Raw genomic sequence first — 24,528 nt, forward strand, 5'->3', positions numbered from 1 at the left:
CGGGAGTCAGGCTATCTTCCCCGCCGATTGTCCCGTCACATTCACGTCTTGAGCGACTCGACGATCCACGTCTCCCGTGATTGGCCATCGACGTTTTGAAGCGCAATCTCATGCGTCTTCAAGCACGACTTGCATCGGTTTCCGGCCGAATCGAGATCGGCCTCACGGTGGCGCGGCGTTATTCGTACTTAAGAGGCGCGTGGCGAGGGACGAGGGGCTTGGCCAAGGAAGGCCAGCCCGATGATTGCCTGGTCGAACCCTGGGAGGAGCCGTGCAAGGGCACGACCTAACCCGCGGCCGCTCGAATCGAATCGAGTGGCTCTGGATGATCCTCGTGGCATTGATCGCACCTGCGCCCATCGAGGCCGAGGAGCGTACCATCGCCACGACCCTCGGGCAGGTGGGAGATCCCATCACGCTCGCCGCGGATTCGGTCCGGGTATGGAAAGCGGGTGATTACCAGTGGATCTACCTTGGCGGTCAGGCTGCGATCATCCAGGGTGGTGTGAGCGGACTTCGCGCCAACCAGGCCGTGGTCCGCGTCCGGCGGGTCCCCAAGAATGGGATCACCATCTCCGAACTCGAGATCCACGCCGAAGGGAATGTTCAAGCGATGGGGGCTTCGGCCCCGGCGACTTCCTCATCCCGCGTCTTGATGCGTACGGAGAAGAACGTCGCGCTCAAGCCGTATCAGGGTGACCGCGGATTCGTCACTTTGCCTGGACGTCCCAACGACCTGCCGATCTTGAGCCGAGCCTTCCCATCGGCTCCAGTCGCCAATCAGCCGAGGTCGGCTGCCACGGGTCCAGCTTCCACCCCGGCCGTTACGCGTCGTCATGCCGTCGCGAACTCGCCCGTGACGACGGGCGTTACGCCGACGGCCATGGTCGCGGCCAATCCCTCGAAAGTGGCCGAGGCGGAAGCACAGCCCATACCGACACTGGAAGAACTCGATCACTCTCGGGGCACTGGCGGGACGAGCGTTGACGATGCCTCGGCGACGATCGCCGAGATCGGTGCGCTCCCGCCTCTGATCGAGACCGAGGCGACCGCTCAAACCGGAGCCGATCCTCAGGAGGTCGTGAACCTCCCCCCGCTGATCGAGACCCAGGAACAGGTCCCCGCGGCGAAGGATGCGAGCGTCGTCCCCACGCAATTCGAGCCTGAGGGCTTCTCGGAAGACCTCGGTGCAGTTTCTCCGAACACATCCGACCTCCCCCCTGCGGTCGAGACTCCCGCGTCTGATCTCCCGGCCCTTGAGGACGCCCCGGGAATGCCCGGATTGTCCCAGCCCGGTGGATCTCCATCGACGGACTTGATGCCCCTGGAAGACCCCGCAGAGGGCGAGGGGGGCGAGGGACAGCCCGGCTCTGGTAGCAGATCTAACGGATCGAACAATCAAGGCCCTCCCACGATCCCCTACATGCCGGGATCGCAGCGACAGATTCGCATTTACTCACGCAATGGCGGCCCCGACTTCCTGTTCAAGAACATGCCGATCGTCGACGGCGTTCAGACGACGACTGTTCGCGGCGGCGTCATGATCGTCTCCGAGGCCCCCTCGCCGACGGGCATGATCGAGCTCTCGGCCGATAGCGCGGTGATCTGGAGACGCGTCGATCAGAAGAAGGGGACCAAGACCCTCGGCCCCAACGGCGAGACCATCGAGAACGCCGACCAGCCGATGGAAGTCTACCTGGAAGGGAACGTCGTCGTCCGTCAGGACACCCACCAAGTGGCGGGCAACGGCGACCAGAAGACCTTCCGCGGCCAGCGCGTCTTCTTCGACTTCAGCACGGGCCGGGCGATCGTGCTCGAGGCCGAACTCGACATGTTCGCCCCCGGCCTGATCGCACCCACGAAGTTGCTCGCACCACGCATCGACCAGTATCGGCCGCTCGAGATGGGCGCCGACGGACGCTGGCGATACGGACTCGAGCACATCATGGCCGACCAGACCATGATGACGGGTAGCCGGTTCCCGGTCCCGGGCTATCGCTTCACCAGTAAGTCGCTCGACATCACGCACGTCCCCAGCACCAAAACGAATCCGACGACCGGCGGTATGGTCGGCGATCCTCGCGACCCCAAGTCGCAGCAGGATCTCACCTGGAACTTCGACGCGAGGCAGAACCTCTTCTTCCTCGGCAAGGTCCCGGTTTTCTATTATCCGCGGATCTCGGGCGACATCGACGACATCGAGCCGCCGCTCCGGCAGATTCGATACGGCTACAACAACTACCTCGGCCAGCAGGTCCTCGCCGACTTCAACGCGTTCCGACTCTTCGGCATCAAGAAGCCGCAGATGATCGACTCGTGGGCGGTCGACATCGACTACCTGAGCCTCCGGACCAAGCACTTCCCCGCGCTCGGCACCGAGCTCGGTTGGTTCGGCCGCGACCTGCTCGCCGACCTGCAGGATCCCTACCGGAAGAACCCCAAGCGCTACGGCGACACGGTTCCCGACGGTTATTATGGATACTTCGATATCTGGGGATTGAAGGACGGCGGCGTCGACGACCTAGGCAGCGGACCGGCCATCGTGACCAGCAACACGATCCTGCCGAGCGGGGTCGTCGCCGGCAAGCGTGGCTATCAGAGAAACGACGTCCCCGCCTTCCAGGACTTCCGCGGCCGCGTGAACTTCCGCCACATGCAGTCGCTCCTGGATTCCGACTCCAATCCCTACGAAGACTTCCGTTTCCAGCTCGAGGCCGCCTACGTCTCGGACCGTCAGTTCCTCGAAGAATATTACAAACGCCTGACGGAAACGGGGCTCGACCAGGAAACCCTCGCTTACTTGATCCGCCAGAAGGAAAACACGGCCTGGAGCATCTGGGCCGAGACGAATCTTCAGAACTTCAACACCGAGACCCAGTGGCTGCCCAAGCTCGACTACTACCGCTTGGGTGACTCGCTGCTGGGCGACAGGGTGACCTACTTCCAGCACAGTGGCCTCGACTACGCCAACACGCACACGGCGGTCGAAGTCAACAATCCGAATATCTTTGCATTCATCCCGTACGACCCGATCTCGAACACGAGCGGCGTGCTGAAGACCGGTCGTTACTACTCGAACCATGAAATCGACGTCCCCTTCAGCATCGACAACATCATCCGGGTCGTCCCCTACCTCCAGGGGCAGGTGGTCGGCTGGGACAATCAGCTCGCCGGGAATTCGGTCGGCAGGTGGTGGGGTGCGGCCGGAGCCAAGGCCAACTTCATGATCTGGAGGAGGTACTCGGGCGTCGACAGCGACCTCTTCAACGTCCACGGCCTGAACCACAAGGTCAGCTTCGAGGCCGATTACCGCAACGCGGTCTCGAACGTGAAGCTGAATCAGATCGGAGTGCAGGACGACCTCGACGACAACACGTATGAACTCGTGAGGCGTTACTTCGCCCTCGACAACTACGTCGGCGGCATCCTGCCACAGCAGTATGACCCGAGGCATCTGATCCTGCGTCGGGCGATCTCGCCCATCACCGGGACGACCGACGTCCAGGCCTCGATCCAGACCCTCCAGCTCAACCTGCACTCGCGTCTGCAAACGTTGCGAGGTCCGAAGGGCCGACGTCGGGTCACCGACTTCATGACCCTCGACCTGTCGACGACCTACTTCCCCTACTCGGCTCGCGATAATTTCGGCGAGGCCTTCGGCCAGAACACGTACAACTACCAGTGGTTCCTGGGCGATCGTACGAGCTTCATCTCTTACGGTTGGTTCGAGTTCTTCAAGATCGGCGGGCAGCCCACGACCCTGGCAACCAGCAACCAACCCGGCTATCCCTTCGGGCTCAACGTGGTCACGTCGGGTATTTCGATCAGCCGGCCGCCTCGCGGCAACATCTTCATCGGTTACACGGTGCTCAACACGGGTCCGATCACCACGTCGGCCCTGAATCCGAGCATCAGTTACTGGCTCAGTCCGAAGTGGTACGGCACGTTCTCGACCTCGTATGACTTCGGCAACGAAATCCTCCTGGCGTCGATGTTCTCCTTCACGCGTGTCGGGGCGGACTACCTGACGACGATTGGCTTGGTGGTCGATCCGCAGCGTAACAACTACTCGCAGTTCGCGATCGCCATCTCGCCGCGTATCAGTCCGGGTCTGCGATTCGGCTCGGGAACGGGCCTGACCCAGTTCGACTCGCGATTTGCACCGACTCAGTAAGTTCGTGCGTACGACGGCACCATGGACTCACTCGCGCGACACGAACCGGGAGAGGGAAGAGACATGATCGAACAAAGCTCGGGGGGGGATTTGCACACCTCCCGCACCGGCTTGATGATCCCCGACGAATACAATGAGTTCGACTCGCCCGAAATCTGGGTCGCCCGGGCCGGGCGTCGCGACTCCAAAGCGAAGTTCGCCGCCGGCCTGAGGGGCCTGAAGCACGCCATCCGGGGCGACTCCAGCTTCTTCGCCCACGCCTATCGCGGGATCCTGATCGGTCTGACCGCCGCCATGCTAGGCATCAACCCCTGGGGCTGGTGCCTGCTCGTACTCGGCGCTTGCCTCGTGATGATCTCCGAATTGATGCATAGCGCAGTCGATACGCTCGCCCGCGAGATCGGCGACCCCGAGGATATCCGCCTCCGCGCCGCCCGCGAGATCGCCGCGGGGGCGGTGCTCGTGGCCGCCTTCGGCTCGGGCGCCGTGACGATCACGATCCTGGCCATGAAGTTCGGCGAGTTGCTCGGTTGGTGGAGTTGAGCCAACCCGCAACGGAAGGATTGCGACGGCTCAATGTCCGTGGAGTGCCGCGTGGGCCGCTTCGTCGGCGGGGCGCGTGTCGAGACCTCGATGCATCGACAACTCGATCCGGCTGAGGTATTTCACGTTCGCGCACTCGTCGAGTTCCTGGGTGTGGCATGCGCCTGGGTCGCGGATCAAGAGACGGATCGGTCCACCCTGCTCGACGGTGAGCGGCCGATCGCCGATGCGAAAGACGACGATACACTCCGCGCGGACCGCTGCCAGCGGGATCGATACGTGGAAGTTGTCGCGATCCGCATGAAGGGTTAGGTAGCTGGCCTCGGGCTTAGGGAGGCACTGCTCGAGCAAGGCCTCGAGCAGGACCCCATCACCCTTGCGATTCGGCTGGAACCGCGAGACGTCCAACACCTGTGCCGTCTCGGGCAACGTCGCAAGATCGGCGAAGCTCAGGCTCAGCGGCCTTTCGACTTCCCCGTCGATCTTCAAGAGGATCGGATCAGACATCGGATCGGCGAACCTCGATGTTTTCGTGAATTGGTTCGTGCAACGGGTCGTTCCCCGACGATCGCGAAAGAATGGATTCGGGACGTGCACTTCAAACGTCCGTGGAGTTTCTTACGTTGAACTCCAGCTTCCAGCGGCGATCGTCGAGGGTACTGTTGCACCAAAGTTCGAGCGTCCCAACCTCGGTGACGGTCGAATGCAGTCGGACGGGCACGGTTTCCCCCGTCTTCCCGTCGGTTGAGTCGAGCAAAGTTTCCAGAGGGGTGGTTTCGTTCAACTCTTCGGGCTGCCAGCGATCGAGGATCGTCCCGAACGAGTCGTCGCGCCGGGTCGTGGAGCCTAGGAAACGGAACTCCGCCGGTTCCCCCACGACGAGGCCGAACTCTGGGCCCGGGACGTCGGCCTCAGTCCCTTCCTCCATACCCATCGGCACGACGCAAAGGGCCTTGATCGGAGGCGTGACACCAGGCACGGCCGGGGCCGACGTCTCGACCCCGACGTAATAGGCCATCGGCACCCCTCCTCGGATCCGAATCCCCTTGCCCAGGCGAGCCTGCCCGTAGTAGGCGGCACCTAGAGCCACGGCGAGGTCGAGGTCATTCGCTTCGAGCGACGGAACCGGCGAGCCCGACCATCCGGCGAGGATGTCCACCACACGATCCCGCATCTCGTTCGCCTTGAAGACACCGCCGTTGAAGAGGACGGCCGAGGGTTTGATGGCCTTGCCATCGGCGTGGAGCGAGCCTGCTTGCTGTCCGAGGAACCGGGCCAGGTGACGGGTGATCGCCGGGTCGGCCGCGTAGGGTAGGCCGATTTCCGTGAGCCCAACCCTGCGGCCACGCGCCGGCTGATCGGTGGGTGCGCACCGCGGGAGGAACCCCTCGAGCAGGACCTGATTCAGTGTCTCTCGCTTAAGTTCGGTCTTAATCGAGCCGCCGATGACCTTGGAACCTCGGCCGAGGATGGCCACCTGCGCCGAGTCCTTCTCAGGGTCGGCGAAGAGCGTCTCTTTCGCGTTGCGGCAGGCGTATCCTAGGGCCACGCGCTGCGTGGCATCGAGACCGTCCATGCCGTTCGGCAACGTGGCCGCGACGGCGTGGGCGAGAGCAAGGTCCATGTTATCGCCGCCGAGGAGGATATGTTCTCCCACGGCGAGTCGCGTCAGGGCGAGGTCTCCCCCCTGCTCCGTCACCGCGATGAGGGTGAAGTCGGTCGTCCCTCCTCCGACGTCGCAGACGAGGAGGATGTCCCCGACCTTGACCTGCTTCCGCCAGCGTTCGCCCTGGGCTGATAGCCAGGCATAGAACGCCGCCTGAGGCTCTTCGAGGAGCGTGATCTGTTCCAACCCGGCCGCGCGGGCGGCTTCGACCGTCAATTCTCTCGCGACTGCATCGAACGATGCAGGGACGGTGATATAAACGTCCTGCTTCTCGAGCCGATCGGCCGCGGTCTTACCCGCGATCGTCTGGTTCCAGGCGTCGCGCAGGTGAGTGAGGTAGGCCGTGGACGCCTCGACGGGAGATAGCTTGCTGACCCCTTCCGTAGCGCTCCAGGGAAGAATTGGCCCCTTGCGATCGACGCCAGGATGGGAAAGCCAACTCTTGGCCGAGCTGACCAGCCGGCCTGGCACTTTCGCCCCGTGCTCCCTCGCGAAGGTCCCCACGATCCGGTCGGGATTCGATTTCCAGGGGAGGTCGGTCGACTTGGCGGGAAACTCCTGGGGAGATGCCACGTAGAGGAACGAGGGGAGGACGGGACGCTCGGAGACGTCGTTCACCCCGACGATCTGCGGGATCGCCAGGGCGCGGATCGGTGCCGGCGCGTCCGGGATCGCCTCGCGCGTATCGGCATATGCTAGCGCACAGTTCGTCGTACCGAGGTCAATGCCGACAACGTAGCGAGACATATTCATTCCTTAGCTTCGACACCGAAAGAGCGGCCAGACCTCCCTGGGGACGTACCCACGCGTGCCTGCGACTTTCGACGGCCAGGCCCGCGTGGGTCGACTTCCGAATCTCGACGCATGACGATCAGAGGACTTCGACCTCGGCCGGGGAGAGGACGGAGGTTTCATCGCGGGCGACGGGGAGCAGCGGCAGGTGGACGGCCTTCACGCGCCAGCCGTGGTGCTTCAGGACGCCGCGGAAGGGCGGAGATCCATTGACGTTGCCGATCAGGCGGATTGCGGCGGGGTCGAAGTCGGAGGCGATGGTGACGTTCGCCTCCTCCGCGTCGTTCATGATCGGCTCGATCGTGAGGTAGTCGCGCAGGGACTTGCGGCAACCTCGATGAATGTCGCGGACGGCCGCACCGATCTGGGCGTCGGTGTAGGCGTCGATGTCCTCTTCGAGGAAGTCGATCAAGCGGCCGTCGCGCTGGAGGACGGCAAGCACGCGCAAGTCGGGGCCGGTGGGAGTCGACGCAAAGAGTGGTTCCACCCTCGCGGCAAACTCGGGCTCGGTCAGGATCTTCCAGAGGGCCTTCAGCGCCAGCAAGAGACGGTTCAATGGAAACTCCTCGCGACTCGAACCCTCCCGGACCCGCGACGACACCCGTTTTCGGGGGTCATCACCACACGAAGGCCCCGGGCACCACGCGCACTTTCCGCGTGGCGGATCATTCCCATACGATCTAGTGTACTCGGGATCGAGTCTTGAAGAAAACCGTCGAGGCGAGATGGGGAAGATGGCAATTCGCAGAGACGGGAGGATCGATCGCTCTTACCTGAAACGAACCGACGCAGGCGGCAGCTTTTCGGCGATCTGGAACAAACGCCCGCGCGAGGTACGATCCCTCGCGCAGGCTGGGTCTGATCAGTTGGCGGCAACCTCGGTCTGAGCGGCGGAGACCCACCATTCATCCGACTTGTCCGCATCCCAGTCGGCCCCGGCCGCACAGGCGGCGAGCGCCCGAGAGAGTTCCTTCACGTCGGCGAAGCGATCGTTGGGCGACTTCTCAAGGCAGCGGAGGACGACTTTTTCAAGGTCCTGCGGGATCTCGGGATTGATCTGAGATGGGGGCACGACGGGATCGCGAGCGTGGGCGATCATGATCGCGAAGGGGCTCGGCCCATCGAAGGGGGGTCGACCGGTGAGGGCATAGTAAGCCATCGCGCCGATGGCATAGATATCGGCCCGGCCGTCCAGGTCTCCATCCGCGGAGGCCTGTTCGGGAGCCATGAACATCGGTGTGCCACTCACGGTCTGATCGACGGTCAATTGCGCCACCTCGGGCTCGTGCCTCAGCTTGACGAGCCCGTAATCGAGGATCTTGACGACGTCCGTCTCTCCGCCGCGGACGGCCACGAAGACGTTCGCCGGCTTTAAGTCGCGATGGACGAGCCCCAGGCTATGGGCCTCGGCCAACCCCGCGCAGATCTGGCGGAAGAGGTGGATGACCCGAGACGGCGGCAAGGGGCCGTAGCCCGCGATCAGGTCCCCCAGGCTCATGCCCTGGAGGTATTCCATCACATAGTAGAATGTGCCATCGTCGGTATGGCCGTAATCGAAGATCTCGATTGAGTTCGGGTGCGAGAGCCGAGCCGCCGAGCGGACTTCGCGCTCGAAGCGAGCCAAGGCCACCGGGTCAGCCCCCGACTCCGGCTTGATCAGCTTCAGGGCACAGGGCCGCTTGAGCAACTCGTGCTCGGCCAGGTACACCTCACCCATGCCGCCAGACCCGAGCTTGTTGAGTAGGCGGTACTGGCCGTAACGCTTGGCCTCATGGAGCTGGAAGCGTAGGCCGTGAAGGATGTGGGCACCGTAGACGGAAAGCGCCGCCCCGATCACGACGAAGACCGCATTGGAACCGATCTGCTCGACCTCCCGGAGATGCTCCTCCAGCGGTGCGGCATCGGGGTGCTCGCGGAGCAACGTCCAGACGAGGAGCGGGGCCAGGGCGATCGAGAATACGACCTTGGCCGCGGTCTTCGCGTCGTTGGGGATGAACATCCCATAGAGCATCATGATGGCGAAGAGCTGGAGGATCCCGTTCTTCTCGTGGCCGACCACCCCAACGGCATTTCCCTCGTCGAGGTAACGCACATTCACGACGTACTGGCCGATGCATAGGATCAAGGTCAGGCCGCCAAAAAGTACGACCTCGATCGCGTGGACCTGCCGCTTCGACAGGTCAATCTGGCTGAACAGGAGCGCGGCGACCGCTGAGATGAGGACAAGCCGGACCCCAATCATGCTGATGATGAACCAGCTAAGTTCCTGGGTCGCCAGCATGTTCCAGAACAACATCAGGGTCGAGGCGCCGAGCAAGAAGAGCGCGGCTGCCCCGAGCCGCTGACGACGAAGTCCGTGGGTCTCGCCGGCCAGGCTGGCCAGCGTGCCGGTCATGGAGCCGGCCGAGCTGCCTTGCGACCAGTCGACGGCCATCGTCGGTTCGAGGTCGATGAGATCAGAATCCGGCGCGTGAGAACCGGGCGGATGCGAGTTCGATGCACTGGACATGGAACACTCTCTTATCCGGGTGAAGCTCGTGATCGTCTGAGGTGGATTCCTTGAGTCGCGCCTCGACCGACCGCCTCTCCCTTGAGAAGTCTGGTCAGTTGAGTACCGAAGTTACTGGGCGCGACCTTCGGAGAGGTCGTTCACCTTGCTCTCGAGCTGTTTCAGGCCGCGCTTGGCGCTTTCCCCGACGGAGTCGGTCTTGATCGACTTAGCCTTGGTCAGCTCCTCGCTGATGTCCTGCTCGAGGGCCTTCGCGCCGCGTTTCACCCGCTCGCCGATGGCGCCGGTGTTTTTCCTCCCCCCCGAGAGCGAGGGGATAAATGTGAAGGCGAGGAACACGAGGGCGATGGTGATCGCCGGCTCGATCACGCGTTTCGTGGGCTTCCTGACTTTCTTCCAGTTCTTATTGAGATAGACGAACGTGAAGGGAGGGATGAGGAAGAAGATCCCCTGCCCGATCCCCTCCTTGAAGGCATTGACCGCGAGGTTCGCCACTCCGACGCCGAGCCGGCCAACATTGAGCAGCACGACCACCGTCGCCCCGAGGAGTGCCAGGGGCCTGTTGCGCATCATCGCGCCGATCAGGATGCACGCCAGGAAGGGGACGGAGATCAGGTAAGCGGTCTCATTCACCCAGCGGAGGATCTTGCCAAGCCCCCCGAGTTCTTTCCTCCAGATCATCTTGACCGATCCGACGGGCTTACTCACCCGACCTCGGTTGATCTGTCGGACGGGCTCCGCCAGCTTATACGGATCGGTGTCGTCCCAGTCATCGACCTCGACCGGCTTAGGCCGGCCGATCCGACCGACCGGGATCTTATCCATCGTGAGCGGCTTGAGGCCGACGTTGCTGTTGACCGCCGCCATCCACGAACTCGGCACGGCGGCCGATGCTACCGCCATTTTGGGTTGAGGCGGAGTGCTCGATGCCTTCGTCGCGGCGGCCGGCGGAGCGGCCTCCGACGATTCCGGTATGCTGAAGCGCGAACTGCAACGGTTGCAACGACCGTTCTTGCCGGCCAAATTCGGGGCGACCTCGAATCGGGCGCCGCAATTCTTACAGAAGAAGACAATGCTCATCTCGCCGATCCCCTACCCCGGAACGTCACGGTGTCGATTTCTCAGGTTCTCGGTTCACGCTTGGACTTGGATGCCGAACGACCCGGCCTGGGCAGAGCCCCTTGTGGCTGGCGTCGTGCGGGCCGTCACATATCTCGCTTTCAGAAGAGAACAACAAAAATACCCAGCAACAGCAACGTCCAGAAGATCACCCCCTCGTCATACTTGGCCATCAGCCAGAAGTAGAAGGTCGAGAGGACGAACGTCTCGGCGAGCCACATTTCCCAGCGACCCAGATTTAACGCGTGCTGATAACTCGACTGCACGATGAAGCTCAGGAAGGCCACACCCGCGGTGTAGATCACGCCGAGGAAAACGACGTGGTCCTTCATGGGGTCGAACTTCACCAGCACTCGAACGATGCTGTAGAAGAAGACGAGCTTGATGAAGAGGAAGTACTCGAAGAGTATCGCCATGGGCTGTGGTGTCCGTTGCTGAATGCACCGTGGTCTCTCGAACTCGTCACGGAAGGGTCCGCCACGAGGACAGGTGACTTTATCGGAATCGATCAATTAAGAAGAGCGAGAGGTCGCGAACAAACGACGGCCGCGACTATCGGATCAAGTGGCGAGCGGGACCGGGGGCAAGGCCATCGTCACCGGGTCCGCAAATGAGTTCGAGTGGCTATAAGTTCTCGCATCCGTTAACGCAGTGCCAGAGGCCATCGACCCAGTTAAGCGGATTTCAGTTTTTCAGAGGGCCTCAACTCAAGATGCTCAGCGTCCGAAACTCTCGATTCTGGTTAAGCATAGGATCCAAAAAGGTTCGGGGACGTTCATCGCCAAACAAAGAGGTCATCCTTTGCGATTGCTTCGGCTTCACCTGGCCCGAATGAGCCATCTGAATGACCAATTGAACGACGAGAACAGCGAACGGCACGACGCTTGCCACATTTTGTCCCTAGTGGATTTTCAAAGCGAGCCTCCTATCCCCCTCCTTTGGCGCGGGCCGAATCGCAGTTCTGTCCGGTTCGAAGTGGAGAATTCGACTTCACCGAAAGATAACCTGATCGACAGATACTCTCCTCCTGGGTAACTTGGAATCGAGCGTTGCCCGAACCCGCCTGGAAGACATACTCGCCGCATCCGGCCTGAGATTATTCTTGGTTGCGCCCAGTGACTTCTGATTTTCATGTAGTGAATGATTGCGTCCTCGCTGGAGACTGCGTTTCATGTCTACCTTCAAAACTCGCGAGGAACCGGATGGGCTGGTCATCAGCTTCGAGGATTCCATCGGCCTGAATGACTTCCGATCGAACGTGCTTCGCGACACTCTCTATGAGACGATCGAGTTCTCCGAACAACCGAAGGTCGCCCTCGACCTCAGCCGGATCGACTATCTTTCAAGCTCGGGCGTGGCGATCCTGGTCGGGATCAAGCGACGAATCGACGGGAAGCAAGGCAAGCTCGTCCTCTATTCACTCCAGCCGGTTGTCCGTGAGTTGCTCGAAGTGATGAAGCTCGATCGTTATTTCGTCTTTGCCGACGATGAGGCCTCTGCGCTCACGACCCTCCGTCCCGTCCCTACGGCGTAATCGCGACGTTCGATTTCCTCGATACCCCCGCTTTCCTATCTTATCTGGCCGCGTGAAGTCTTCCCGAACGCCGGACCGAGTTAATAACCCGTAGCCGAGCCCGTTGCGCCTGGACCAGGTCGGCGTCCCCTCCAGGGATGATCCCTTCTGGCTTTTCGACGACATCGAGCTCGGGTTTATCAGCCGGACGGCCATCCGAACTAGGGATGGCGGCTCGAGGCGGTGCGTCGACGGTTAAGATACCGGCGTGTCACCGACCGTTTTGCGAGCCGCCCTGAAGGGAGTCTTCCATGCGGTTCACAAGGCGGCGGTCTGACCGGCCCGACCCGGCCACCCGAGGGTTGAAGACGAGCCTCGAATCGTTGGAGCGCCGCGAGGTGCTCTCGGTCGCGGCGCACCCGTTTGCTCCCTGGATCCCCGAGCCCTACCCCCAGGCTTCCCTGCAGCATCAGGCCACGGTCAACCCGCAGGCGGATCTCCTGAATAACCAGGGGAAGATCATCACGGGGACCGATCGCCAGGGGAACCAGTACACCATCACGGTCCATGGGCCGGGCACGGTCATCGTCACAGACATCACCCCGAACGACGGGGCGTTGGACGACGACATCGACACGATCCAACTCGTCGGCACGAATCCCCATACGACGACCGTCACGGCGACGACGAAAGCCTCGGCCTTCACGCCGACCAACGGCACGATCTTCTTCAACCGCCTGATCTCCACCACGGGCGCGAAGTCGATCGTTTTGAATGGGTTCACCCTCACCCAGACGGTGCCCCCGGCCGACGGCTCACCGAACAACACCAACACCGGCATCTATATCCAGGCGGGCGTCGGGCTCCTGCAGTTCCACGACATCCTGGCGCCGATCAATCAGGCGACGAACGATCAACCGATCAACATCATCATTGGTGATCCTTCGACGCCACTCAAGGTCTCGCCGACCATCCGGCTCGACAGCATCTTCAACACGGTCTTCAACTCGAACGCGTCGACTGTGCCGACCACGCCGCAGACCGCGGCCACGGTCAATATCGAAGTGAACGGGACCCTCAAGGGCCTCGACATCATCTCGTCGACCCAGCATCCGACCGTCGACCCGACCCAGCAGATTCGCGAGCCGTCCCCGTCGCCGTACAATCCGCGGTACGCGAACCAGACGCTCAGCCCGATCCCGAGCGCGGGCAACGAATTCCAGTTCCCGATCGTGAGCACGACAGGTCGTACTTCGGTTCGTGCCAACAACATCGGCACGATCAAGACGCACGGCAACCTCACGAACGTCACCTTCTCGAGGGGGGCCGTCCCCTTCCAGAACGGGAACAGCAGCTTGCGAAGCGTCGGCAGGGCGGACTTCGGCGGCAACGCCGACGCGGTCGCCATCGACGCGACGACCGGGACCATCGGCGGTCTTCGTTTCCGCAAGGGCCTGGGCAACCCGCTCGGCGCCAGCAATGCGACGACCGAAGCCGGCATCCCGGACAACAAGAAGGGTTTCCCGGCGTCCGGCCTGCTCGGCGGCCTCGTCACCGCTCGCCGGATCGGTCACGTCGGCGTTTACCCGGCCGACACCGACCTCCAGGTCTCGACGAATCCGCAACTCGTCGTCCAGAACTCGATCGGCAACCCGACCTACTACCCCCGACCTGGGAGCGCCCTCACGTCGTCGGCCATCACGACTTCGGAGTCGATCGGCAAGGTCCGCATCATCGGCAATACGACGAACAGCGAGATCAAGACCGGCTTCGACTACACGTCGTACCATGCCGGCCTCGAAGGCACTCGCGCCGCGAGCCGTATCAGCTCGCTCCGCCAGAACGGCAGCCTCATCAATGGCGTAAACTCCGCCACGTATCGGGCGACGCAGAATCTCTATCCTGGCACAACCCACATCGCCGGGAACGGTTCGATTCGCGCCAGGATCCGTGGTGCCGCTTACGTCAATGGCGGGGTGACGGCTCTGGGCAACCAGGGTGCCGGGGTCTATGCGAAGCACGTGACCAGCTAATCCTGGAAACGCACCGCCAAAACGAATCGGCCGCCGACACGAGTTCGTGTCGGCGGCCGATCGTCATTTGTGGCTGGGCTGAAGGGGTAGAGGTCAGGAACTCACCAACGCCAGAGCGCGGTGCCCCAGTTCAGACCGGCGCCGAAGCCGGAGGTCAGCAGCAGGTCGCCGCGATCAATCTGCCCATCCCGGATCAGCTCGTCGAGGGCGATCGGGATCGAGCCGGCCGAGGTATTCCCGTAGCGTTCGAGGTTCTTGAAGACCGCGTCGCGATGGAAACCGAGGACGTCGCTCGCCGCGTGGATGATGCGGACGTTCGCCTGGTGAGGAATGAACCAGCGGACATCCTCGACGCTGCTTTGCGCCTTCTCCATGACATCGACCGTCGAGTCGGTCAGGATCCGCACGGCCCACTTGAAGACGGCTCGACCGTCCATCGTGAGATAGTGCAACCCTTCGCGAAGGGCCTCGGCCGTGGGCGGGATGCGGCTCCCGCAGGCCGGGCGGCTCAGCAGATCTCCGCCGGAACCGTCGGAGCCGAGCTGATAGGCCACAAGGCCTTGCTCCGGCGTACCGGGTCCGAGGAGGACGGCGCCTGCCCCGTCTCCGAAGAGCGGGAAGCTCTTCTGATCCTCGGGGTTGATGACTCGACTATTGCAATCGCCGCCGATCACCAGGGCACGAGTGCTCGTCCCGGCCGCCACAAACTGGGCGGCGGTCACCAGCGCGAAGACGAATCCCGCGCAGGCGGCCTGGATGTCGAAGGCTGGACAGTTCAGGTGCAGTCGATCCTGGACCAGGTTGGCCGTGGACGGAAAGCACATATCGGGCGTGAACGTGCCGACGACGAGGAGATCGACGTCCGAAGGCTCGCAACCCGCCGCTTTCAGGCAACGCGTCGCCGCATGCGCACAGAGGTCGCTCGTCGCCTGGTGGGGCAAAGCGAACCGACGCTCGTGAATCCCTGTCCGGTTGACGATCCACTCGGGATCGAAACCGTGGGTCTCGCGCAGGGTGTGGTTGCTGATGATATTTTCGGGGACGTAGCTGCCGGTTCCCAGGATCTGCACGCCAGTCAGCGTGCTGGTGCGCGGCACGACGTGGAGTTGGCCGTTGCTCATAGGCAATCCGCGACGGTCATCATTCGAGTCCCGAAGTGACGGGCCCGAGGGCACCCCCCGTCGGCGCCCCTATCGAATCGAAGGCGGATCGCGTGTCGCCGGCCCTTGAGTGTCGAGAGAGGCGGGGTGTTTTTAATCGTCATGAACGAGACATCCCGTCCGCGAAGCACAACACCTGTTCGCGACCCGAGATGGAACTCCGGGTCACCCCCCGGAGAAGTAAACGACTATACTGACTGACGACGCCCCTGACCATACCAATTAGGGAGCTCGATTTTCTCCCAAAGGACGAGCCCCTTTTCGCTTGGGACTCGAACGACCAGGCCGACTTTGACGACACCATGACTGAACATATCATCCGACTTCGAGGTGGCTGGGAAACCGATCATCCACTCGAGGGCCACTCGGCCCGCTTTTTGACCTTGCCGCTCAAGCATCCCATCCCCCTCCCCTCTCCGATCGAACTCATACGACGCTTCTCATCCCCTCGCATCGAGCTCGACCGTGAGGTCGTGATCCTGAAGTTCGAGGATGTCGAAGGTCTCGAGTTCGTGAGATTGAACGACCGTACCCTGGATCTTCCTGATGAGATCGACTCGGATTTCGTCCTCGAGCTCGAGGAACCACTTCGACCCCGGAATGAACTTCGCCTCGGTGTTCGGTGGCCTGATAATCTCTCGCAGGAGAGTAAGGACGCGGAGTGGGGTAACATCGCGCTGGTGATCGTCCCGAGATAATCCACCCAGCCCTCAAGGCGAGCGAAAAACCAGCCTCGCGCACGAGGATCCGAGCGAATCCCGAAGGCGAGTCTGGTCGAATACCACTCAAGTCGTTGGCGGAGCATCGGGTTCGGCCGCGACCCGAGGTTGCATTCCTGGCAACCTGCAGGGCTAGCTTGTTAGAATGTAGAGGTCAGACCCGCCGTCGTCGGTGAGGATGGAATGCACGCGATCGAATTCTTGCGCGATCCCTCCAAGGTCCCTGCCAAGCCGGTCTATGCCGTCTTCGGCGACGACGTCTTCCTGCGTCGCGAGACCCTCGTCTCCATCAATCGCACGGTGCTGGGCAAGGATGGGGACGAACTGGCGGTCAGCAACTTCGCGGGAGACCATGCCAAACTCGCGGATGTGCTCGACGAGGTGAGGACCCTCTCCTTCTTCGCCAAGCAGAAGGTCGTGATTCTCGAAAACGCCGACCCGTTCGTCTCGGCCCACCGCAAGGAACTCGAAGCCTACGCGGAGCATCCGTCGAAGTCGGGGACCTTAGTGCTCTCCACTAAGCTTTGGCCCTCCAACACCAAGCTTGCCAAGGTCGTCGAGAAGGTCGGCCTTTCCGTCGAGTGCAAAGGGCCGACCGATAAGGTGCTCTTGCCCTGGCTGGTCCACATCGCCAAGTTGCGCTGCAAGGTGCAACTCGATGAGAGTGCTGCCCAACTCTTGCTTGACCTGGTCGGCTCCGAGGTCGGCCTGCTCGTCGCCGACATCGAGAAACTCTCCGTCTATGTGGGCGAGAAGGCCAAGATCCGGCGCGAGGACGTCGCAAGGATGGTGGGGGCCGGGCGGGTCGAGCAGATCTGGAAGGTTCTCGGAGCCGCCGCCACGGGTAGCGGCAAGGTCGCCCTCGAACTACTCGACCGGTTGATCGCGGCCGGAGAACATCCTGTCGGGTTGCTCGCGGCCATGAACGCGTCCTTGCGGAAGCTCCACCACGCAGGCCAGTTGCGGCGGGCACGTTTCGACGCCAAGACGGCGTGCGCCAAGGCCGGTATCAATTTCGGTGTCGACGATGCAATCCGTCAACATGCCCACCTCGGCCCCAAGCGGGTCGACCAACTCCCAGCGATGCTGCTCCAGGCCGACCTCGACCTCAAGGGGTCGTCCAGCCTCCCTCCCCGCGTGATCATCGAACGTTTCCTGGTCCAGCTTGCGCGCCCTCGCGAAGACTGAACCCCTAGCCATCAGACAGGAGTTTCAAGGACATGACGCAGAGGTCGCGAGCCTGGTTCTTCCTGTGCGCCATGTCCACGGCGATGGCCACCCCGGCCATCGCCGCCGACGTCGATTCCTCCATCAAGGTCGAAGCTGAATCCGCCAAGGTACCCGTCGCTCTCGCCTGGGATCAGGGCGGCAAGCTCCTCGTCGCGCTGCGCGATGCCAGGTCCATCGCGGCCATCGATCCTGCTGGCTGGAAGGTCGTCGGGCGTTGGAAGATCGACATCTCCCCTATCTCGATGGCGTTCGCCGGGGACCGCAAGACGCTCCTCGTGGGCGGGCTTGATGGCAAGGTCCTCGTCCTGAATTCCGAATTTCAAACGATCCGGACGATCCCTTCGCCAAGTGGATCGACACGCGTGCTGCCTTTGCCGGGGACTCGCGTCGCGACGTCCTCGCCCTGGGACGGGGCGGTTCGGATCTGGGACTGGGAAACTGGGGCCGAAGTCAAGCGACACGCATTGCCTTTCGCTCCCGGAGCAATGATCCGCCATACTGATGGCCGTCTCATCGTGGCGGATGCTTTCGGCGGTCGGCTCTCCGTTCTCAAGCCGGGTGATACCGAAGCTCCTCGGACTTACGAGCTCGACGGCGTCAATCTCCATGCACTCGCGATCTCGGGCGACGGAAACGAGTTGCTCATCGGCCATATGTTCCAGTTCGATTCCGTCTCGGTCACGAATACGAATATCGACTGGGGTCTCATTCTCTCGTCGAAGCTGAGTGCGGTGCGATTGACCGACCTGGAACTGGATCCCGAGTCGACGAGCCAACTGCCAAGGCGTCGCCTGACTCTCGATGGCTCGGTCCACGGAGCGGCCGATCCGGCGGCTCTCGTCCTTTCGCCGGACGGAACCGAGATCTTCGTCGCCCTGTCCGGAGCTCATCAGGTCATCAAGTCCGTGAGGAGCGACGGCCGCAACAAGCCTCATCCCGGCGAGTTGCTCCCACTCGGCCACAATCAGCGGCTCGAAGTCTCCGAGGTCGGCCGCTCACCCGTCGCCCTCAGCCTCGACCCAACCGGACGATTCGTCGTCACGGCCGATTCCATGTCGGATAGCGTGACCGTCCTCGACCGCACTTCGCTGTCACAGATCGCTTCGATCCCCTTCCATGACGGGAAGCTTGCTCAGTCCGCGGCCCAACGTGGGGAGGCATTGTTCCGCGATGGCCGCCGTTCCTTGGATCGCTGGATGACCTGCGCGAGTTGTCATCCGAGCGGACATACGACGGGACTAAACTTCGACACGCAGGGGGATGGCGGTTATGGGGCCCCCAAGAACACCCCATCACTTCTCGGAGTCGCGCGGACAGAACCATTTACTTGGGTTGGGACTTTCCCCAAACTGAGCGACCAGATTCACCAATCGTTTTTGAACAGCCTGCGAGGTCGACGTCCCGAGCCCGAAGAAGTGAGCGACGTCGTCGCCTATCTTGAAACCCTGACTCCCCCCCCCTCGCTGAATACCCCCGACGAGGCCAAGGTGCGTGAGGGCGAGCAGCTTTTCCGCACGAGAGGCTGCGTCGAATGCCACCGAGCCCCGAATTTCACCGTCGACGGGCTACGCGATGTTGGATTGAATGACGACGCGGGCGGGCACAACGAATTTAATCCCCCATCGTTGCGTGGGCTTCATTGGTCGGCCCCTTATTTCCACGACGGACGCAGCGATACCCTCGAAGAAGTCCTCGCCGTTCATCCCGATCCCGAGAAACCCTCACTCAAATCTGACGAGATCCAGGCATTGATTGCATACCTGCGCTCCCTCTGATCCCCTCCCAAGATTCAAAATTCATGCTCGATTCGGCCTCCCGGTCGCCCTTCCCTTACTCAGACTACCGTCTGATGCCTTCTCACTAGGCTCCGTCCACAGAGTCCAGTGCTTTGGCATGGCACTTGCAATTTCACCATCTTAACAACCTTCGCCGCTTTGACCCACTCTCACTCAAGAACTCACCCACGACCTGTCGTCGGGGCGAGTCGGTTATTGAACCAAGCCCAGGAGCCCATGAATTCTTGACGATTGTTGAATTCAAGCATTTGATAGAGCCATCGGTCGGGCGGCCTTTTTCGATCCTGCAGGATTTGCGAAAAGTAGGAAGAAGTTGAATTCAAGAGAGTCTCAAAACCGAAGATCCATCGGCGGATGATTCTCGAAAATTCTGCTTGCATCTGTGATCGAATTATACCAGGATAAGACCTGTCCGACCGATCAAGGCAATCGAATTCGTTATGCTTGACCATTTGCCTTGCAGATAGGACCCGACCTAGCCTTTATTGGAAACTCAGGAGTCGGACGGTATGTTGCTTGAAACGTCGGATCATGAGCCCACGCTCTCCGAGCGAGTCGAAAGTCGAATCCGAGAATCGACTTATGGCCGGATCCGAAATCTGTCGGTTGAAGAGGTTGCTGGTCGTTTGGTGGTCCGCGGGCGTGCCCCGTCGCACCACACCCGGCAACTCGCCCTCCACGGCGTCCTCCAGTTGCTCTCGGGCGACCGTTTGCATGAGAAGATTGTGGTTGGTTGATACGTTTGCGTTTGTCTAAGACCGGATTTGAATTCGCGCCAAAGTTGTTACGCTCATCCGCGTCTGGGGGCTTTGATCTTCCCATCGCAGATTCCGAATCCCTTCACGATTCGGCCTCTGGCATGCGATCATGACCCCCGGGCGGTACACTCCCCCCTGAGCCGCACACCTCTCCCACCCTCATCAGACTGCCCTCCCTCGCTCGTCCGATTCTCAACCCCTGAACTTGAGCGACCGGCGTTTTTCGAGCATAGTACAATCGACTCTGTGTCTCCTTGCGCAGCCTCAAGGAAGGTAACTCGAAGCTCGCCACCAGGCTCGGTTCCCCTGTCGCTCCTCGTGCGCCGGGCGATCGGGTTTGCGTCGCTTTACGGAAAGGTTGAGACTCATGCGACCAGTGTGTCAGGCCTTGGCCCTGGGGATACTCCTGGCCGGATTGGGCCAGTTTGGGTTTGCGGCGGGCGATGCGGGCAAGTCCGAAGACTCGTGGGACGCGATCTACGTCGGCGGGAAGAAGATCGGCTTTATCCACGTCAGCGTCACACCAGTCAAGGACCGGGGACGTGACCTCCTTCGTGTCCGAGTCGATCAGGAATTCCGCATCAAGCGTGAAAACGACACGATGACGATGCGGACGACCTATGGCACGATTGAAACCCTCGCCGGCGAGGTCCTCAGGCTCGACCACCGAACGCTCGCCAGCAATCAAGAGATGCGAATCCATGGCGACGTCATCAATAATAAGATGAAGATCATCCTCGAGGGGAGCGGCCAGACGCAGGAGCAGGTCATCCCCTGGAGTTCCGACGTCCGCGGCCCTTACGCGGCCGAGCAAAGCCTCTCGCGTCAGCCGATGAAGCCCGGCGAGAGCCGGACGCTCCGACTCTACATCCCCGACGTCAACAAGGTCTGCGAGGGCACACTGACGGCCAAGGCCCCCGAGCAGGTCCTCCTCGGCGACGGCAAGCGTTCCCTGCTCCGAATCGATCAGCAGCTCAAGATCGATGGCAGGCCCTTCCCCGGCGGCGACGCGACCCTCTGGGTCGACTCCGGCGGACAGGTCCTCAAGACCCGCAGCGATCTCTTCCGCGAGCAGGGGGGCATGGAATACTACCGGACCACCCGCGAAGGGGCCACCGCCGGTGATACGGCCGAGTTCAACCTGCTCCAGGCTTCGATTGTCAGGATCGCAAACAAGATCGACCAGCCAGACAAGCGGCAGCACATCATCTATCGGGTCACGCTGACCGACGAGGATCCGACCAAGGTTTTCCCGAATGACCGTCGACAGACGCTCAAGCCGGAGAAGAACTCCAAGAGCGCGATCCTGGAGATCAAGACCGCGGGCCCGAACGAAGGTACTGCCTCGACCCAGCCGGTCGATCCCGTCTACCTCCGTCCCAATGCGATGATCACGAGCCAGGACTCCAACGTCGTCCGCCTCGCTCAGAACGCGGTCCAAGGCGCGGTGACCCCGTGGGACAAGGCGGTCAAGATCGAGCAGTGGGTCGCGACGAAGCTGACGGATAAGAACTTCAAGACGGCGTTCGCCCCCGCGAGTGAAGTCGCCGAGAACCTCTCGGGCGACTGCACCGAGCACAGCGTCCTCGTGGCGGCCATGTGCCGGTCCCAGGGGATTCCGACTAAGGTCGTGATCGGCCTGGTCTATGCGGATCGGCTCGGCGGCTTCGGCTACCACATGTGGAATGAAGTCTATGTGAACAATCGCTGGGTCGCCATCGACGCGGCGTTCGACCAGTCGGCGGTCGACGCGGTCCACGTCAAGCTCGACGAGTCGAGCCTCGACGGCGTCTCCCCCGTCGAGTCGATGCTCGCCGTCATCCGAGTCATCGGCAAGCTGTCGATAGAGACGCTCGAATTGCGATAACCAGGTGTCCTGGTCGCGAGCCGAACGTTTCGTCCCTCCACCCGCGGCCCCGAGTCGCAGTAATGCGGCTCCGGAGCCGTGGTCCGAAAAGCATGGTTGCAGAGGCTTGTCGGTCTCTGGTGCGGCTCGTAGACTGCCAGGTAGGTGGCCTTCCTTGCACTTCCCCCCCGCGAAGGGAAGGCCCGCCAAGGAGGTTGACGCACCATGTCTCGGCATCGATTAGGAATCTTGACCGTCCTCAGCGGCCTCGGATTGATCCCCGGCTTCCCTGCCGCCGCCCAGCAATCCATCTACCGTAATCTCCCCGCGAACAACCCCCGCCAGGCCGCTGTCACTCAAGAGCGCTCGGATATCACTCTGCTCCGAGCCTTGCAGAGTAATCCCGTCACGGCTCCCTACCGCATAATGACCTCCACGAGCAAGGAAGGTCGCGTCGTCCTCTCGGGCAGGGTCGGTACGCGTCAAGTTCACGACGTGGCCGTTCGCATCGCCATCGAACTGGGGATCCCCTTTCGGGACGATCTGAAGATTGACACGAACGAGGTCTACCGAGTCGCTTCTCTCACCGCTCCTTACGCCGCGGGCATCCCCGCGATGGGTGGGAGCCCTGGCTACATCTATCCCCAACCCCTCTTCGGCCGCCTCGACGATCCTTTCTACGGCTTCGAACCCCCGATCATCAGCTATCCCCCCTGGTGGCGATCCGTCACCATGCGTGAATCGCTGGCGACCACGCCTCCGCAGGGCAATTTTTCCCAGGGTGTGAACCCAGCGATTCCGAATCCCTACGAGCAGCCCAACGATCCCGCGGCCACTCAAAACGGCTCGGCTCCCGTCGCCATCCCGATGGGCGCCGAGGGTAAGGACGGTACGGTCGAGATGACCCTCAATGCTCAGGGGCAGGCCGTCCTCCGCGGCACCGTCCCCACGCTCGCCGATCGCGTGGCCGTGGGCCAGAAGATCGCCCAGACGCCGGGTATCACCGAGGTCGTGAATCTCATCGATGTCCAGGATACCAAGACCGACAACACGCCCCCACCTCCGCCCGAGCCCGCCGCGCCCGCCCTCCGGGAACTCGACGCGGACAAGCCCGCCCCCGCCGGTGAGCCCATCGAGCCGGTCGCCGAGAACGATCTGACGGCTCGACTGCGCCAGGTGTTTGGCCGACGTCCAGCCCTTGCCGATCTCCCGGTGCGCATCACGTCCCGTGATGGCATCGCCTATCTCTCTGGTAAGGTTCCGAGCATTTACGAAGCGATGCTGGCCTATCGAGCTGCGCAGCAGACACCGGGCATCAAGGAAGTTGTGGACCGGCTCGAGTTCGTCGTGCCCGACGGCGAGAGCAAAAATCCCCTGATCCAGAAGGGCCGCCCCGAAGACGTCGAGCCTTACCTTGCCGCCCAGATCCGCCGTCAAGTCGGTGACCTCGCCCACATCGACAAGGTCGATCTCAACGGCGAGTCCCTCGAGATCCAGGGCAACATCAGGCGCGATGAGGATCGGATGCGTCTGGAGGCGATCCTGCGTTCGATGCCCGCGTTGAGAGGCTACCGCCTGTCGACCGAGGTGGTCGTCGATCAATGAGATATGGCCGGAAAGCGGTTTGGGGCGGCCATGACTTCATGCCTGAGGATCGCGTGATACAATCGGGCCACGGGACGTCGGCCTCTAACTCGGCGTCTCGCTCGAGATGAGCAGGTCTAGGCCCGGCTGAGCCGCCCCCAATGACGACGACCGAGTCTTCGGAAGATTACACCCAGTCGCGACAAACGAGGGTTAATAACGCGGCCCCTGCTCCGCTGCCCGCCGACGTCGGGATCGTCGCGGCCTTATCAATCGAAGTCGGCTTCTTGCTCGACAGGCTCGCCAAGGTCCGCAAATATTCCGGTCCGAAGCATACGATCATCGAAGGCGAGTTGGGGTCCAAGCTCGTAGTGGTCATCATCGCGGGGATGGGCAGCGAGAGGATCCGCCAGGGCGCGCAACTGCTGCTCGACGGGCATCGGCCCCGCTGGATCTTCTCCGTCGGGTTTGCTGGCGCGTTAAACCCCGAGTTGGCCCGCCTGGACCTAGTCCTTGCCGATGAGGTACTCGACCTCGAAAGCGGGAGATTTGCGATCGATGTTGCGATCCCGTCCGACTCCCGCTTCAGGTCGGTCCACACCGGCAAGCTACTGACCGTCGACCAGATCATCGCGACCGCTGCCGAAAAGGCCGAGCTACGCAGCCGGACCGGGGCCGATATCGTCGACATGGAGTCGAGCGCCGTCGCCTCGCTGTGCAGCGAACGCTCGATCCGGTTCCTCTCGATCCGCGTGGTGAGTGACGACGCTCGAAGCGACCTCCCTCCCGAGGTCGTGAGCATGCTCACGCAGTCCGGCAGCTACCGCGTCGGCGCCGCACTTCGGGCCCTGTGGAAACGCCCTTCCAGCATCAAGGACTTCTGGGCCCTGCACGAGCATGCCCAGGAGGCGGCCGATCGCCTGGCCACCTTCACCGCCGAGGCCATCGGCCAGATTGATTGATTTGTATTTTTTGAGTCTTAGGAGTTACGCAGTAGTGTTCGCCTGTCCGTTGATTTCGATCGGTTGGGCCGCTCCGGAAACAGCCTGGAAATCCCAAAGGTCGCAAGCTCTCCACGGATGGGCC

General features: G+C 62.1%; 18 protein-coding genes. 11 read left to right on the forward strand and 7 right to left on the reverse strand.

From position 1 onward, the window contains the following. Nucleotides 1–325: 325 nt before the first annotated feature. Nucleotides 326–4,174 (forward strand): hypothetical protein, encoded by a 3,849-nt coding sequence (locus ACOYYX_RS30415; protein ID WP_422926457.1) that lies wholly within the window; start codon nt 326–328, stop codon nt 4,172–4,174. 63 nt (nt 4,175–4,237) lie between these two features. Beyond that, entirely contained in the window at nt 4,238–4,717 is a 480-nt protein-coding gene (locus tag ACOYYX_RS30420) for a diacylglycerol kinase (protein ID WP_422926458.1), read from the forward strand. Nucleotides 4,718–4,747: 30 nt separating this feature from the next. Here ACOYYX_RS30420 and ACOYYX_RS30425 read toward each other — a convergent pair whose 3' ends face one another. From ACOYYX_RS30425 to ACOYYX_RS30450, 6 genes are all read right to left on the reverse strand, one after another. Then, on the reverse strand, nt 4,748–5,224 hold the full coding sequence (locus ACOYYX_RS30425) for a molybdopterin-dependent oxidoreductase (protein ID WP_422926459.1): 477 nt from the start codon (nt 5,222–5,224) through the stop codon (nt 4,748–4,750). Nucleotides 5,225–5,315: 91 nt separating this feature from the next. Continuing rightward, nucleotides 5,316–7,130: an Hsp70 family protein gene (locus ACOYYX_RS30430; RefSeq protein ID WP_422926460.1), complete on the reverse strand. Its 1,815-nt coding sequence runs from the start codon at nt 7,128–7,130 to the stop codon at nt 5,316–5,318. A 124-nt stretch (nt 7,131–7,254) separates the two neighbouring features. Then, on the reverse strand, nt 7,255–7,731 hold the full coding sequence (locus ACOYYX_RS30435) for a DUF2760 domain-containing protein (protein ID WP_422926461.1): 477 nt from the start codon (nt 7,729–7,731) through the stop codon (nt 7,255–7,257). Between the two features lie 306 nt (nt 7,732–8,037). Continuing rightward, nucleotides 8,038–9,684: a serine/threonine-protein kinase gene (locus ACOYYX_RS30440; RefSeq protein ID WP_422926462.1), complete on the reverse strand. Its 1,647-nt coding sequence runs from the start codon at nt 9,682–9,684 to the stop codon at nt 8,038–8,040. A 111-nt stretch (nt 9,685–9,795) separates the two neighbouring features. Then, a complete protein-coding gene (locus tag ACOYYX_RS30445; RefSeq protein ID WP_422926463.1) occupies nt 9,796–10,551 on the reverse strand; it encodes a hypothetical protein in 756 nt (251 codons plus the stop codon). A 353-nt stretch (nt 10,552–10,904) separates the two neighbouring features. Beyond that, on the reverse strand, nt 10,905–11,219 hold the full coding sequence (locus tag ACOYYX_RS30450) for a hypothetical protein (protein WP_422926464.1): 315 nt from the start codon (nt 11,217–11,219) through the stop codon (nt 10,905–10,907). A gap of 755 nt (nt 11,220–11,974) precedes the next feature. On the opposite strand from ACOYYX_RS30450, the gene ACOYYX_RS30455 reads away from it, so the two are divergent. Further along, nucleotides 11,975–12,337 carry an STAS domain-containing protein gene (locus ACOYYX_RS30455; protein WP_422926465.1) on the forward strand — a complete coding sequence of 121 codons (363 nt, stop codon included), beginning with the start codon at nt 11,975–11,977 and terminating at the stop codon, nt 12,335–12,337. A 290-nt stretch (nt 12,338–12,627) separates the two neighbouring features. Beyond that, the gene (locus ACOYYX_RS30460; protein ID WP_422926466.1) at nt 12,628–14,349 is read left to right on the forward strand and encodes a hypothetical protein; all 1,722 of its coding nucleotides are present in this window, start codon (nt 12,628–12,630) and stop codon (nt 14,347–14,349) included. A gap of 101 nt (nt 14,350–14,450) precedes the next feature. Here the strand turns inward: ACOYYX_RS30460 and ACOYYX_RS30465 are convergent, their stop codons facing one another. Next, entirely contained in the window at nt 14,451–15,470 is a 1,020-nt protein-coding gene (locus ACOYYX_RS30465; protein WP_422926467.1) for a beta-ketoacyl-ACP synthase III, read from the reverse strand. 512 nt (nt 15,471–15,982) lie between these two features. Between ACOYYX_RS30465 and ACOYYX_RS30470 the strand changes: the two genes are divergently transcribed. From ACOYYX_RS30470 to ACOYYX_RS30500, 7 genes are all read left to right on the forward strand, one after another. Then, complete coding sequence (locus ACOYYX_RS30470) at nt 15,983–16,207, forward strand: hypothetical protein (protein ID WP_422926468.1); 225 nt, start codon at nt 15,983–15,985, stop codon at nt 16,205–16,207. 204 nt (nt 16,208–16,411) lie between these two features. Further along, nucleotides 16,412–17,416: a DNA polymerase III subunit delta gene (gene holA, locus ACOYYX_RS30475; RefSeq protein ID WP_422926469.1), complete on the forward strand. Its 1,005-nt coding sequence runs from the start codon at nt 16,412–16,414 to the stop codon at nt 17,414–17,416. A gap of 32 nt (nt 17,417–17,448) precedes the next feature. Further along, nucleotides 17,449–19,233, forward strand: coding sequence for a cytochrome c peroxidase (locus ACOYYX_RS30480; RefSeq protein WP_422926470.1), 1,785 nt, complete (start codon nt 17,449–17,451; stop codon nt 19,231–19,233). Nucleotides 19,234–19,763: 530 nt separating this feature from the next. Further along, complete coding sequence (locus tag ACOYYX_RS30485) at nt 19,764–19,991, forward strand: hypothetical protein (protein WP_422926471.1); 228 nt, start codon at nt 19,764–19,766, stop codon at nt 19,989–19,991. Nucleotides 19,992–20,379: 388 nt separating this feature from the next. Then, a complete protein-coding gene (locus ACOYYX_RS30490; protein WP_422926472.1) occupies nt 20,380–21,879 on the forward strand; it encodes a transglutaminase-like domain-containing protein in 1,500 nt (499 codons plus the stop codon). Nucleotides 21,880–22,083: 204 nt separating this feature from the next. Beyond that, a complete protein-coding gene (locus tag ACOYYX_RS30495; RefSeq protein ID WP_422926473.1) occupies nt 22,084–23,463 on the forward strand; it encodes a BON domain-containing protein in 1,380 nt (459 codons plus the stop codon). Between the two features lie 140 nt (nt 23,464–23,603). After that, nucleotides 23,604–24,404, forward strand: coding sequence for a nucleoside phosphorylase (locus ACOYYX_RS30500; RefSeq protein ID WP_422926474.1), 801 nt, complete (start codon nt 23,604–23,606; stop codon nt 24,402–24,404). Nucleotides 24,405–24,528: the final 124 nt, after the last annotated feature.

The sequence above is a fragment of the Singulisphaera chitinilytica genome, assembly GCF_049331405.1.
Lineage (GTDB): Bacteria > Planctomycetota > Planctomycetia > Isosphaerales > Isosphaeraceae > PoT.